Raw genomic sequence first — 13,638 nt, 5'->3', positions numbered from 1 at the left:
CCTGCCGCACGCAGAGTGCTTGATCCCCGGGAGACTCCGGTTAAAATCTCGCGGTTTTGGGACTTCTTTATAATAATTGTGCGGGATCACGACAATGAAAAAAGTGGCATTCGTGGGCTTCGGCCTGATGGTTGTATCTGCGGCGGCTAACGCCATCAGCATTAACGGATCGGCGGGTCAGGATTATACCCACCTGGGCTTTGGCATGGGTACCGAGACTTCCGGTCTGGCGATGACCGGCGGCTGGACGCATAACGATGACGACGGCGACGCGGCGAGCCTCGGCCTGGGTCTGAACGTTCCTCTTGGCCCGTTTCTGGCCACCGTCGGCGGTAAAGGTATCTACACCAACCCAAATGACGGTGACGAAGGGTACGCGGCGGCAGTGGGCGGCGGCCTGCAGTGGAAAATTGGCGACAGCTTCGGCCTGTTTGGTGAGTACTACTATTCGCCGGACTCCCTCTCAAGCGGTATCGAAAGCTATGAAGAGGCCAACGCCGGCGCGCGCTGGACCATCATGCGTCCGATTACCATCGAAGCGGGCTATCGCTATCTGAACCTGGCCGGCAAAGACGGCAACCGCGACAACGCGCTGGCCGACGGCCCGTACGTGGGCGTCAGCGCAGGCTTCTAATCACTCCGGCGCGGCGTTCTGTCGCGCCAGTTTCTCTCTTCTCCACCCCGCGTTTGCGCTATAGTGTTTTGACTAAATAAGCGGGAGAACATAATGATTAACGTGGAGATGTTATCCACCGGCGACGAAGTGCTGCATGGACAAATTATTGATACCAATGCTGCCTGGCTTGCCGATCTTTTCTTTGAGCAAGGATTGCCGTTAACGCGCCGCAATACGGTGGGCGACAATCTTGAGTCGCTGGTCGCTATTCTGCGCGAGCGCAGCGAACACTGTGACGTGCTGATTGTGAATGGCGGACTCGGCCCCACCGGTGACGATCTCAGCGCGCTGGCCGCCGCGACCGCAAAAGGCGAAGGGCTGGTGCTGCACGAGGCGTGGCTTTCGCAGATGGAGCGCTTTTTCTCCGAACGCGGCCGCGTCATGGCCCCCAGCAACCGCAAACAGGCTGAAATTCCCGCCAGCGCCGAGCTGGTCGATAACCCGGTGGGTACCGCGTGCGGGTTTGCCATGCAGCTGAACCGCTGCCTGATGTTCTTCACGCCGGGCGTGCCCTCAGAATTTAAAGTGATGGTCGAGCAGCAGATCCTGCCGCGCCTTCGCGATCGTTTTACCCTGCCTGAACCGCCGCTGTGCCTGCGTCTGACCACCTTTGGCCGCTCGGAAAGCGATCTGGCCCAGAGCCTTGACCCTCTCCCGCTGCCGCCGGGCGTCTCCATGGGCTACCGCTCCTCCATGCCGATCATTGAGCTCAAGCTGACAGGTCCGGCCGAGCAGAAAGAGGCGATGCTGGCCCTGTGGCCCGAGGTGCAGCGCGTGGCGGGCGAAAGCCTGATCTTTGAAGGGACGGAAGGGCTACCCGCGCAGATTGCGACGCATCTGCAGTCGCGTCAGCTGAGCGTGACCTTAAGCGAGCAGTTCACCGGTGGCCTGCTAGCGCTGCAGCTGTCGCGCGTCAACGCGCCGCTGCTGGCCAGCGAAGTGGTGCCGTTCCAGCAGGAGACCCTGGCGCAGACCGCCCGCTGGGCTTCCGAGAGAAGGGTGAAGCATTTTGCCGGTCTGGCGCTGTTTGTCGGGGGGCTGGATGAGGAACACCTTAACTTCGCGCTGGCGACGCCGGAAGGCACCTGGGCCCTGCGGGTAAAAATGAGCATTACCCGCCACAGCCTGGCGGTGCGTCAGGAGGTTTGCGCCATGATGGCGTTGAACATGCTGCGCCGCTGGCTGAATGGCAAAGAGGTTGCCAGCGAGCACGGCTGGATTAACGTTGTCGAGTCGCTGTTCGTGGAGTAAAACCTTGGCCGGGGCGTTTCGCCCCGGCCGTGTTCAGCCCAGCGCCTTCGCCAGCAGGGTGACTGGATGTTCGCAGCGCTTGCTGGTGGACATCTCAATCTGCCACTTGCAGGTTTCGCAGTCCGTTACCACGATATCCGCGCCGCTCTCTTCAATCTGACGGAACAGCGGGGCGCCAATCGCCTGCGACGTTTCGTAGTTTTCACGCTTAAAGCCGTAGGTTCCCGCAATCCCGCAGCAGCGCGAATCCAGCACCGTCAGCTCCAGGCCCGGAATTAACCGCAGCAGCTCAAGCGTATAGAGCGACCAGCCCATTTTCTCCATATGACACGGCGTGTGATACACCACTTTCAGGGGCAATTTTCCCAGCGGCAACGTCTGCCCGCTATCGAGCTTGCGCCACAGGAAGCGTGTCGCCAGCTCGATGTGCTCGCGCAGGCCGGTATTATCCACGTCCAGCAGATGCGGGTACTCATCGCGCAGGGTGAAGGTACAGGTGGACGAGGTCGCCAGCACCGGAATACCTTTATCGACAATCGCTTCGCGCAGTGACGTGACATTGCTCTGAGCCTGCCTGCGCGCTTTATCGGTAAACCCGTTGGCGATCAGCGGTACGCCGCAGCACTTCTCTTTGTTCAGCAGCTGAACGCCCGTTCCCATGGCGTTCATCACCTTCAGCAGATCTTTGCCCAGCTGCGGGTGGTTGTAGTTCACATAGCAGCCGTGGAAAAAGGCCACCTGGTCGGCGTACTGCGCCTGCTCCGCCGCGACGGATTTGTACCAGCGGCGGAAGGTGCCGTGAGAATATTTCGGCAGGCTGCGGTGATGGTCTATCTTCAGCGTGGCATCCAGCAGCTGACGCACCGGTTTGAGGGAGGTCGCGGCATTCACCAGCGGGGCAAACGGCGTCGAGACGCTGCCCATCAGATCGGTATGGCTCAGAATAGCGTCCCGCAGCGTCGGCTTTTGCGTGCTGTAGCGCGCCCGGGCGCGCTGGATAATATCGCCGATTTTAACGTCCGACGGGCAGGCGACTTCGCAGCGTTTGCAGTTGATGCAGTATTTCAGCGCCTCGTCGTACAGCTTGCCGTCCTTCAGGCGCAGACGCTCGCCGTCCGGCCCGGCCTGCTTTGGTCCGGGATAGCGTGGGTTCACGCCGCTCACCGGGCAGACGGTGGTACACACCGTGCATTTAATGCAGCTTTCAAAACGGGTGTCGTTCATTGTTCAGCCTCCGTGCTCTGGCTAATCTGCTCTGCCACATACAGCGCCGTGACGGCGCAGACCCCGCCACCGCATCCCTGGGCAATGGGATCGTACCCGCCCAGCAGCGAGCCGATGGCAAAAAGATTACTGACGGGCTTACCGGAAAGTTGCGGATGCAGCTGGTTATCGACAATCACGCCGAACTGCTGCCAGGGCTGCGGCGAGAAGAAATCACTTTGATACCAGTCCGCGCGGGAGGCACGCTGGCGAACATCCAGCCCCATAATGGCTTCCCGGATGCCCTCCCGGCTGCTCAGTAGCCCGTTGCTGAAGAAGCTGCCGCTTGCCAGAACCGTAAAGCGCGCGCGAAGCGGAATATCGTCGTGGTTGCGCGTCCAGATTTCGCTGACCGCGCCGTCGGTCAGGGTGATTTTTTTCACCTCATCACCCGCCATCCACACGCCGCCCTGCGCGACAAACTGGCGCTGGAGCTGGGTATGCAGGCGAATGCCGGGGACGGAAGGGGGCAGGGTTGGCAGCAGGCCAAGCGAGCAGGGCAGACGATCCGAGAGCCAGCGCCAGAGCCGGTTGTCGCGTAAACCAAAGCAGGCGGGCATCAGCAGGGCGTCACAGCTGTCGCTGAGCGGTCTGAGCGCGTCATACAGCAGCGGCCATTTGTCCTCGTTATCCAGAAAACGGGCGATATTCACCGCGCGAAATTCGCTCGGGTTGTCGCGCAGGACATCAAGCTCAGGCAGCTCTATCTCTGCCGTTTCGGCATTGACGCCCTGGCGACAGAGCGACGCCGCCGCGAGATGGGGCTGAAAATCCAGAAAGCCGCTAATGCCCACGACCCGCACGCGCGCGGCGTTGAAGGGAGCAACGGGCACTTCTTCCGGGCTGAGCCAGGCAGAGCGCAGGGTGCCGAGCGGCGTGACGCGCTGGTGATTGAGCCGGGCGCTTCCCTTCAGACGCGCGCCGCAGTCTGCCAGCAGCGCTTCGGTTTCCAGCGCAAAGCGGTCAATATGCTGGGCGCCAATCAGGTGATACGGATGCTCCGGCGGGAGCTTATCGCGGTACGCGTCGTCCACCAGATCCAGCGAGCCCGACGAGAAGTGCAGGGCGCTCTGGCCCCGGGTGATAATGGCGCAGCGCAGCCCCTGCTTCGTGAGCTTGATGCCGCAGAGCAGGCCTGCCAGCCCGCCGCCGACGATTACGGTATCAAATTTCATCGCGTTGCTCCTTCTCAAGACCGCAAAGCCCCTGGTAGACCCAGCGGGTAAATTCGCTTTCGCGCAGGGCATCGCCCCAGGCGACAGGCTGAATGCCTTTCCAGCGCTCGTTTAAAAACGCGCTGAGCTGATCGAGCGACTGGGTGGCGGTAGTGGTGTGAAAACGCTGCAGCAGCCCGGCGGCACGACAGGCGCACAGCTCGCCCTGACAGGTACCCATTCCCACGCGGGTGCGGCGACGAAGATCGAGCAGGCTTGTGACCGTCAGGCTCTCCACCGCATACTGCACCTCACCGGCGGTGACGGCTTCGCACTCGCATACCAGGCTGCGGCTCAGGCGTCCTTCACCGAGCCACTGCGGCGTTCTGTCGCCGTGGCGGTAGATAGCGGATCCGCGCAGCGGCGCGGGCAGGGAGATAATTTTTTGCAGCGTTTTTTCGGTGGACTGACGCGAGCCGGGCAGTGGCTGCTCTGCCGTCACGCACCGTTCGGTATTGCCCAGCTTGCGGCAGACGGCATCGGTCGCCCACTCGGCCATCAGGCGGTAGGTCATCAGCTTGCCGCCGGTGATGGTGATAAACCCGTCCATGCCGTCGCGTTCGGCGTGATCGAGCAGCACGATGCCCCGGCTGACGTTACGTCCGCTCGGGTCGTTGTCGCTGGCAACCAGCGGACGCACGCCCGCGTAGGCGCGCAGAATACGCGTCTGCGCCATCACCGGGGCCAGTTTTTCCCCTTCGCGCAGCAGGATGTCGACCTCTTCGGCGATCACGCGGTTGTAGTCAATCTCGCTGTAGTCGACGTGGGTTGAGGTGGTACCGATTAACGAAATGGTGTCGCCCGGGACGAGGATATCGGCATCAGACGGTTTGCGGCAGCGGTTGATCACGTGGTTATTGATACGGTGGTCGAGGATCAGCAGCGAGCCTTTTGCCGGGAACATGCGTACCGACAGGTCCGCGTATTCCGCGATGCGCTGCCCCCAGATCCCCGCCGCGTTAACCACCACGGCGGCATACAGCTCGCTGTGTTCGTTATATTGCGTATCAAGGATCCGCACGCCGCAGATACGATGACCTTCACGGATAAGCCCGGTCACTTCGTGCCCGGTCAGGATTTGCGCGCCATGCTCGCGGGCGTCCAGCATATTGGCGGCGGTCAGGCGGAAGGGGTCAACGGTGCCGTCAGGCACTTTTACCGCGCCGATAAGCGCCGGGTTAACCGACGGTTCCAGCCGCCGCGCCAGCGCCGGGTCCATGGCCTCAGCCTGAATGCCCGCCGCAGTGCAGGCGGTAATAAAGGTGTCCTGAAAGGCGAGGTCATCTTCGGGAAGAGTAATAAAGAGGCCGTCGGTCGGCTCAATGCAGTGGCGGGCGATACGCTTGAGGATCTGGTTTTCAGCAATACATTCGCGTGCGGATTCACCGTCGGTCACCGCATACCGCGCGCCGCTGTGCAGCAAACCATGGTTACGCCCGGTTGCGCCCGTGGCGATATCGTGGCGCTCCAGCAGCGTGACGCTTAAGCCGCGAAGGGCGCAGTCGCGTGCGATCCCGGCGCCGGTTGCGCCACCGCCAATGATTATCACATCGCTGTAGCGAGGATCGTGAATGGTCATTGTTTACCCTCTATGTTCGTTTTTTTATCATTTAGCCATACCAATAGTGTGGTTTGTTTGATTTCGAACATAAACGCGCGAAATTCGAAAGTGGAACGTGATTTCATGCGCTTTTTTGCGCATTCTGTCATATTTCTGTAACAATCTGTGCGTTGATTCACAGTAACAATCACCGTGATTTCTTAACATCCCCGCCTCTGGAATTCAGGTGCGAGCCACCTGCCCATTCAATTCAAGGCCACGGAGGCTGTTATGCTCAGTATCTTCAAACCTGCGCCGCACAGGGCGCGTCTGCCAGAGGCAGAAATTGATCCGCTATACCGCCGTCTGCGCTGGCAAATTTTCCTGGGGATCTTCTTCGGGTACGCGGCGTACTACCTTGTACGTAAAAACTTCGCGCTCGCGATGCCGTATCTGGTGGAGCAGGGCTTCTCCCGCGGCGATCTGGGGTTCGCGCTGTCGGGGATCTCAATTGCCTACGGTTTTTCCAAATTCATCATGGGCTCCGTATCGGATCGCTCGAATCCGCGCGTGTTCCTCCCCGCCGGCCTGATCCTGGCGGCCGCGGTCATGCTGTTCATGGGCTTTGTGCCGTGGGCGACGTCCAGTATTGCGATTATGTTCGTGCTGCTGTTCCTCTGCGGCTGGTTCCAGGGGATGGGGTGGCCGCCGTGCGGACGTACCATGGTGCACTGGTGGTCGCAGAAGGAACGCGGCGGGATCGTGTCGGTTTGGAACTGCGCGCATAACGTCGGTGGCGGTATTCCGCCGCTGCTGTTCCTGCTGGGGATGGCCTGGTTCAACGACTGGCACGCTGCGCTCTATATGCCTGCCTTTGGCGCTATCGTCGTGGCGATTTTCGCCTTCGCGCTGATGCGCGATACGCCGCAGTCCTGCGGCCTACCGCCGATTGAAGAGTACAAAAACGACTATCCGGATGATTACAGCAAGGAGCACGAAGAAGAGCTGACCGCAAAACAGATCTTCATGAAGTACGTTCTGCCGAACAAGCTGCTGTGGTACATCGCGGTGGCTAACGTGTTCGTTTACCTGCTTCGCTACGGCATTCTGGACTGGTCCCCGACCTACCTGAAAGAGGTGAAGCACTTCGCGCTGGATAAATCCTCGTGGGCCTATTTCCTGTATGAATATGCCGGGATCCCGGGCACGCTGCTTTGCGGCTGGATGTCGGACAAGGTGTTTAAAGGCAACCGCGGCGCGACGGGCGTGTTCTTTATGACCCTGGTCACCATCGCGACCGTCGTTTACTGGCTCAACCCGCCGGGCAACCCATCAGTAGACATGGCCTGCATGATCGTTATCGGCTTCCTGATTTATGGTCCGGTAATGCTGATCGGCCTGCACGCGCTGGAACTGGCGCCGAAAAAAGCGGCAGGCACGGCGGCAGGCTTTACCGGTCTGTTCGGCTACCTGGGCGGTTCGGTCGCGGCGAGCGCCATCGTGGGCTACACCGTAGACTTCTTCGGCTGGGACGGCGGGTTTATGGTGATGATCGGCGGCAGCGTGCTGGCGGTACTGCTGCTCATTGTGGTCATGATCGGTGAGAAACGTCACCACGCGGAAGTGCTGGCGCGTCGTCAATAAGGAGCATTGCGATGAAATTATCTTACGTAACAACCGGCCTGCTGCTGGCGGGCCTGATGACAGGCTCCGCGCTGGCGGCGGATAAAATCGTTATCGCCCACCGCGGCGCCAGCGGCTATCTGCCGGAGCATACGCTCCCGGCGAAAGCGATGGCCTATGCCCAGGGCGCGGATTATCTGGAGCAGGATCTGGTAATGACCAAGGACGACCAGCTGGTCGTCCTGCATGACCACTATCTGGACCGCGTGACGGACGTGGCGGAGCGTTTCCCGGACCGCGCGCGCAAAGATGGTCGCTACTACGCCATTGATTTCACGCTGGCGGAGATCCGTTCCCTGAAGTTTACCGAAGGCTTTGAGATTGAAAACGGCAAGAAGGTGCAGGTCTATCCGGGACGTTTCCCGATGGGCAAGTCTGACTTCCGGATCCATACCTTCCAGGAAGAGATTGAGTTTGTTCAGGGGCTGAACCACTCAACCGGTAAAAATATCGGCATCTACCCGGAGATCAAAGCGCCGTGGTTCCACCATCAGGAAGGCAAAGACATTGCCGCGAAGACGCTGGAGGTGCTGAAACAGTACGGCTACACCAGCAAGAAGGACAAAGTTTACCTGCAGTGTTTTGACGCCGCCGAGCTGAAGCGCATCAAAACCGAGCTGGAGCCGAAGATGGGGATGAACCTCAATCTGGTTCAGTTGATTGCCTATACCGACTGGAATGAAACCCAGGAGAAGCAGCCGGACGGCAAGTGGGTGAACTACAGCTACGACTGGATGTTTAAGCCGGGCGCGATGAAGCAGATTGCGCAGTACGCCGACGGCATCGGGCCGGATTACCACATGCTGGTGGCGGAAGGCTCAGCGCCGGGCCACGTGAAGCTGACGGCGATGGTGAAAGAGGCGCACGCCAGCAGGATGCAGGTGCATCCGTATACCGTGCGTGCAGACCAGCTGCCGCCGTATGCCACGGACGTGAATCAGCTTTATGAGGTGTTGTATAACCAGGCGGGCGTGGACGGACTGTTTACGGATTTCCCGGATAAAGCGGTCGAATTCATTCACCGGAAGTAGGTTTGGCAGGTCGGGTAAGGCGAAGCCGCCACCCGACAATCAGGCTCTGCGGCCTGATACCCTAACCCTAACCCTCTCCCACCGGGAGAGGGGATACGGACAACATCACATCTCGATCTCTATATCGCCTTTTGCCCGGCAGCAGCAGGGCAAAATTTCCCCTTCGTTGATAAAGGCCAGCGGCTCGGTCAGCCAGTCCACCTGGCCGGCGACCAGGCGGCAGCGGCAGGAGCCGCAGTAGCCGGAACGACACTGGTACTCTACTTCTACCTGATGCGCCTCAAGCGCCACCAGCAGAGAAGGGTGCTCCTCCCGACACAGTACCTCAGTGCCGGAAAGACGTAGCGTGACGCGTGACATCAGAGCTGGAAGTTGCTCAGGTCGTCGGTGTTGACTTCAGAATCAATCTGACCGACCAGATAAGAGCTGACTTCCACTTCCTGCGGCGCAACCTGCACGTTATCGGACACCAGCCAGGTGTTGATCCACGGAATCGGGTTAGAGCGCGTCTGGAACGGCAGGTCAAGACCGACAGCCTGCATGCGGATATTGGTGATGTACTCAACGTACTGGCACAGGATGTCTTTGTTCAGGCCAATCATGGAGCCGTCGCGGAACAGGTAGTCTGCCCACTCTTTCTCTTGCTGAGCCGCCAGCACGAACAGGTCGTAGCACTCCTGCTTGCACTCTTCGGCAATTTCCGCCATCTCCGGATCGTCCGTCCCGCTGCGCAGCAGGTTCAGCATGTGCTGGGTACCGGTCAGGTGCAGGGCTTCATCGCGGGCGATCAGACGAATGATTTTGGCGTTGCCTTCCATCAGCTTGCGCTCTGCAAAGGCGAAGGAGCAGGCGAAGCTCACGTAGAAGCGGATCGCTTCCAGCGCGTTGACGCTCATCAGGCACAGGTACAGCTGTTTTTTCAGCGCGCGCAGGTTAACGGTGATGGTTTTACCGTTCACGTTGTGCGTACCTTCGCCCAGCAAATGCCAGTAGCTGGTCATCTCGATCAGCTCGTCGTAGTAATGGGCAATGCCTTCCGCGCGCTTCTGGATCTGCTCGTTGGTGACGATATCGTCAAACACCACCGCCGGATCGTTCACGATGTTGCGGATGATGTGGGTGTAAGAGCGGGAGTGGATCGTCTCGGAGAACGCCCAGGTTTCCACCCAGGTTTCCAGCTCAGGAATGGAGATCAGCGGCAGCAGCGCCACGTTCGGGCTTCGACCCTGAATGGAGTCCAGCAGCGTCTGGTACTTCAGGTTGCTGATGAAGATATGTTTTTCGTGATCCGGCAGCGACTGGTAGTCAATACGGTCGCGGGAGACGTCCACTTCTTCCGGGCGCCAGAAGAAGGAGAGTTGCTTTTCAATCAGCTTTTCGAAGATGTCATATTTTTGCTGATCGTAGCGTGCCACGTTGACCGGCTGGCCGAAGAACATCGGCTCTTTGAGCTGGTCGTTTTTCGTCTGTGAAAAGGTGGTATATGCCATGAGTGTGTCCTGTCTTACGAAATAAAGACGGGGATATCCCCGCCCTTCATTAGATCTTACATGCGCCGCTTTCGCAGCCATCGTCCTGAATTGACGGTACCATGTCGTCCTGCGCGTCTTCCGCACCGTCACGGGTGTTGTGATAGTACAGCGTTTTCACGCCAAATTTGTAGGCGGTGAGCAGGTCTTTCAGCAGCTGCTGCATCGGTACCTTGCCGGACGGGAAGCGCGTCGGGTCATAGTTGGTATTGGCAGAGATCGACTGGTCGATAAACTTCTGCATGATACCCACCAGCTGCAGGTAGCCGTCGTTGTTTGGCATTTCCCACAACAGCTCGTAGTTATTGCCCAGCGTTTCGTAATCCGGCACCACCTGACGCAGCACGCCGTCTTTCGACGCTTTGATGCTGACGTGGCCGCGCGGCGGTTCAATACCGTTGGTGGCGTTAGAGATCTGCGAAGAGGTCTCGGACGGCATCAGGGCAGAGAGCGTGGAGTTACGCAGGCCGTGGGTCTTGATGGACTCGCGCAGGCCTTCCCAGTCGAGGTGCAGCGGCTCGCTGACGATCGCATCCAGGTCTTTCTTGTAGGTGTCGATTGGCAGAATGCCTTTCGCGTAGGTGGTTTCGTTGAACCACGGGCACGCGCCTTGCTCTTTCGCCAGCTCGTTAGAGGCTTTCATCAGGTAGTACTGAATCGCTTCGAACGTCTGGTGCGTCAGGTTGTTAGCGCTGCCGTCGGAGTAACGCTTGCCGTTTTTCGCCAGCCAGTAGGCGAAGTTGATCACGCCGATACCCAGGGTACGGCGGCCCATTGCACCGCGTTTAGCGGCCGGGATTGGGTAATCCTGGTAGTCCAGCAGGGCGTCGAGCGCGCGAACCGCCAGCACCGCCAGCTCTTCCAGCTCGTCCAGGCTCTTAATTGCGCCCAGGTTGAACGCGGAAAGCGTACACAGCGCGATTTCACCGTTTTCGTCGTTCACGTCTTCCAGCGGTTTGGTCGGCAGGGCGATCTCCAGGCACAGGTTAGACTGGCGCACTGGCGCAACTACTGGATCAAACGGGCTGTGGGTGTTGCAGTGGTCCACGTTCTGGATGTAGATACGGCCGGTAGAGGCACGTTCCTGCATCATCAGGGAGAACAGGTCTACCGCCTTCACGCGCTGCTTGCGGATGCTGTCGTCTTTTTCGTATTTGGTGTACAGACGCTCGAACTCGTCCTGATCGGCAAAGAACGCGTCATACAGGCCCGGAACGTCGGACGGGCTGAACAGGGTGATGTCTTCGCCTTTCAGCAGACGGGTGTACATCAGCTTGTTGATCTGCACGCCGTAGTCCATATGGCGCACGCGGTTGCCTTCCACGCCGCGGTTGTTTTTCAGAACCAGCAGGCTTTCCACTTCCAGGTGCCACATCGGGTAGAACAGGGTCGCAGCACCGCCGCGCACGCCGCCCTGAGAGCAGGATTTTACTGCCGTCTGGAAGTGTTTATAGAACGGGATACAGCCGGTGTGGAACGCTTCACCGCCGCGAATCGGGCTGCCCAGCGCACGGATGCGACCGGCGTTGATGCCGATACCGGCACGCTGGGAGACGTATTTCACGATCGCGCTGGAGGTGGCGTTGATGGAATCCAGGCTGTCACCACACTCGATCAGTACGCAGGAGCTGAACTGACGGGTTGGGGTACGCACGCCAGACATGATTGGCGTCGGCAGAGAAATCTTGAACGTGGATACCGCATCGTAGAAACGCTTCACGTATTCCAGACGGGTGTCACGCGGGTAGTTAGAGAACAGGCAGGCGGCCACCAGAATATAGAGGAACTGGGCGCTTTCGTAGATCTCACCGGTTACGCGGTTCTGAACCAGGTATTTGCCTTCGAGCTGCTTCACCGCCGCGTAGGAGAAGTTCATGTCGCGCCAGTGATCGATAAACCCGTTCATCTGCTCGAACTCTTCTTCCGTATAGTCTTCCAGCAGATGCGTGTCGTATTTGCCCAGCTCAACCATTTTCACTACGTGATCGTAAAGCTTCGGCGGCTCAAACTGGCCGTAGGCTTTTTTACGCAGGTGGAAAATCGCCAGACGTGCAGCGAGGTACTGATAATCCGGTGCTTCGCGGGAGATGAGGTCTGCCGCTGCTTTAATGATTGTTTCGTGGATATCAGACGTTTTGATGCCGTCGTAGAACTGAATGTGGGAACGCAGTTCAACCTGGGAGATAGATACGTTGTTCAGTCCTTCTGCTGCCCAGTCGAGAACTCGATGGATTTTGTCCAGATTGATACGCTCGGTAGTACCGTCGCGCTTTGTCACCAGCAGACTCTGATTCATGTGGGTTTTACCTGTCCGTGAAATAAAAAATATCCCCCGTTTATCCACAGATCCGTCTTGTGACTAACTCTGTGGGTAAATACTACATGTAGGGGGTTTGCGATAAGAAAAACGCTATATGGTGAGTATTCTAGTATCGAATCTTTTCAGCACAAGGGTTGATTTTGGCGTTAAATTGAGGTTGTGAAAGGGTAAAAAAGGCTAAGTCCTCGTACCGTAAGGCCTGGAAGACATGTCAATAATTAAGAAAAAAAATTCAAAATTTGATCGAGTGCTGATTTCTTCAACGGGAGGTCAGAATTGCGCAACATGATGTCGCGCAATCTTTATAAGAATAACGAATGACGTTAGTCGTTTTTGGCGGTGGTATGCAACATATAGTTAACATCTACGCCCGGTGCGAGCTTGAATTTATCGGTCAGCGGATTGTAGTGCAGGCCGGTGATGTGCTGCTCTTTGAGCCACGTCTGGTCAACCCAGCCTAACAGTTCCGCAGGCTTGATGAATTTCTTCACGTCGTGCGTCCCTTTCGGCACCATGCGCAGCACATACTCCGCGCCGACAACGGCCATCAGCCAGGCTTTACCGTTACGGTTGATGGTTGAGAAGAAGACCTGGCCGCCCGGTTTCACCAGTTTTGCACAGGCGTGCACCACCGACTGCGGATCGGGAACGTGCTCCAGCATCTCCATGCAGGTCACCACATCGTACTGATGGGCGTGTTTTGCCGCGTGCTCTTCCACGGTTTCCTGCACGTATTCCACTTGTATGCCGGACTCCAGCGCGTGAAGGCGGGCCACCTGGAGCGGTTCAAAGCCCATATCCAGGCCCGTAACATTCGCCCCTTCGCGCGCCATGCTCTCAGCCAGGATGCCGCCGCCGCAGCCGACGTCGAGCACTTTCTTACCGAACAGACCGCCGGAACGCTCCGCGATATAGCCCAGACGCAGCGGGTTAATGCGATGCAGCGGTTTGAACTCACCTTCGAGATCCCACCAGCGGGACGCCACCGCTTCAAATTTGGCAATCTCTTCGTGGTCAACGTTGTGAGCCACCGGGGATTTTTCGGCATTCATGGGCGCTTTTACTCCTTATTTAGCAAGACAAAGGAGTATATCAGGCAATCCCCGTAAATAAAGCGTATAGGTTTACCTC

Annotated in this window: 11 protein-coding genes; 4 read left to right on the top strand and 7 right to left on the bottom strand. The window is 58.4% G+C overall.

Features of this window, described 5'->3' with window-relative positions:
* Positions 1–94: 94 nt before the first annotated feature.
* Complete coding sequence (locus tag LBF07_RS04055) at positions 95–634, top strand: YfaZ family outer membrane protein (protein ID WP_045354282.1); 540 nt, start codon at positions 95–97, stop codon at positions 632–634.
* Between the two features lie 93 nt (positions 635–727).
* On the top strand, positions 728–1,927 hold the full coding sequence (locus LBF07_RS04050; protein WP_094934230.1) for a nicotinamide mononucleotide deamidase-related protein YfaY: 1,200 nt from the start codon (positions 728–730) through the stop codon (positions 1,925–1,927).
* A 33-nt stretch (positions 1,928–1,960) separates the two neighbouring features.
* Here LBF07_RS04050 and glpC read toward each other — a convergent pair whose 3' ends face one another.
* The 3 genes from glpC to glpA are packed head-to-tail and all read right to left on the bottom strand — an operon-like array spanning position 1,961 to position 5,983.
* A complete protein-coding gene (gene glpC, locus LBF07_RS04045) occupies positions 1,961–3,151 on the bottom strand; it encodes an anaerobic glycerol-3-phosphate dehydrogenase subunit GlpC (protein WP_039263209.1) in 1,191 nt (396 codons plus the stop codon).
* Positions 3,148–4,365: a glycerol-3-phosphate dehydrogenase subunit GlpB gene (glpB, locus tag LBF07_RS04040; protein ID WP_094934229.1), complete on the bottom strand. Its 1,218-nt coding sequence runs from the start codon at positions 4,363–4,365 to the stop codon at positions 3,148–3,150. Before glpB ends, glpC begins: the two co-directional genes overlap by 4 nt.
* Positions 4,355–5,983, bottom strand: coding sequence for an anaerobic glycerol-3-phosphate dehydrogenase subunit A (gene glpA, locus LBF07_RS04035; RefSeq protein WP_094934228.1), 1,629 nt, complete (start codon positions 5,981–5,983; stop codon positions 4,355–4,357). The genes glpB and glpA overlap by 11 nt, the downstream gene beginning before the upstream one ends.
* Positions 5,984–6,235: 252 nt before the next feature.
* Here glpA and glpT point away from each other — a divergent pair, with 252 nt between their 5' ends.
* On the top strand, positions 6,236–7,588 hold the full coding sequence (glpT, locus tag LBF07_RS04030) for a glycerol-3-phosphate transporter (RefSeq protein ID WP_024908206.1): 1,353 nt from the start codon (positions 6,236–6,238) through the stop codon (positions 7,586–7,588).
* 11 nt (positions 7,589–7,599) lie between these two features.
* Complete coding sequence (glpQ, locus tag LBF07_RS04025; RefSeq protein WP_069303104.1) at positions 7,600–8,658, top strand: glycerophosphodiester phosphodiesterase; 1,059 nt, start codon at positions 7,600–7,602, stop codon at positions 8,656–8,658.
* A 105-nt stretch (positions 8,659–8,763) separates the two neighbouring features.
* On the opposite strand, the gene yfaE is transcribed toward glpQ, so the two are convergent.
* From yfaE to ubiG, 4 genes are all read right to left on the bottom strand, one after another.
* Positions 8,764–9,018, bottom strand: coding sequence for a class I ribonucleotide reductase maintenance protein YfaE (gene yfaE / locus LBF07_RS04020; protein ID WP_023294104.1), 255 nt, complete (start codon positions 9,016–9,018; stop codon positions 8,764–8,766).
* A complete protein-coding gene (nrdB, locus tag LBF07_RS04015; protein WP_023312514.1) occupies positions 9,018–10,148 on the bottom strand; it encodes a class Ia ribonucleoside-diphosphate reductase subunit beta in 1,131 nt (376 codons plus the stop codon). The genes yfaE and nrdB overlap by 1 nt, the downstream gene beginning before the upstream one ends.
* A 49-nt stretch (positions 10,149–10,197) precedes the next feature.
* Positions 10,198–12,483, bottom strand: coding sequence for a class 1a ribonucleoside-diphosphate reductase subunit alpha (gene nrdA / locus LBF07_RS04010; RefSeq protein WP_023312513.1), 2,286 nt, complete (start codon positions 12,481–12,483; stop codon positions 10,198–10,200).
* A gap of 347 nt (positions 12,484–12,830) precedes the next feature.
* Entirely contained in the window at positions 12,831–13,559 is a 729-nt protein-coding gene (ubiG, locus tag LBF07_RS04005; protein WP_029740919.1) for a bifunctional 2-polyprenyl-6-hydroxyphenol methylase/3-demethylubiquinol 3-O-methyltransferase UbiG, read from the bottom strand.
* Positions 13,560–13,638 lie beyond the last annotated feature (79 nt).

Origin of the sequence: Enterobacter cloacae complex sp. ECL352, from assembly GCF_020149545.1 — a bacterium.
GTDB lineage: Bacteria > Pseudomonadota > Gammaproteobacteria > Enterobacterales > Enterobacteriaceae > Enterobacter > Enterobacter asburiae_B.
The sequence above is the reverse complement of the archived record's forward strand: the minus strand, read 5'-3'. Positions and strand labels throughout refer to the sequence as shown.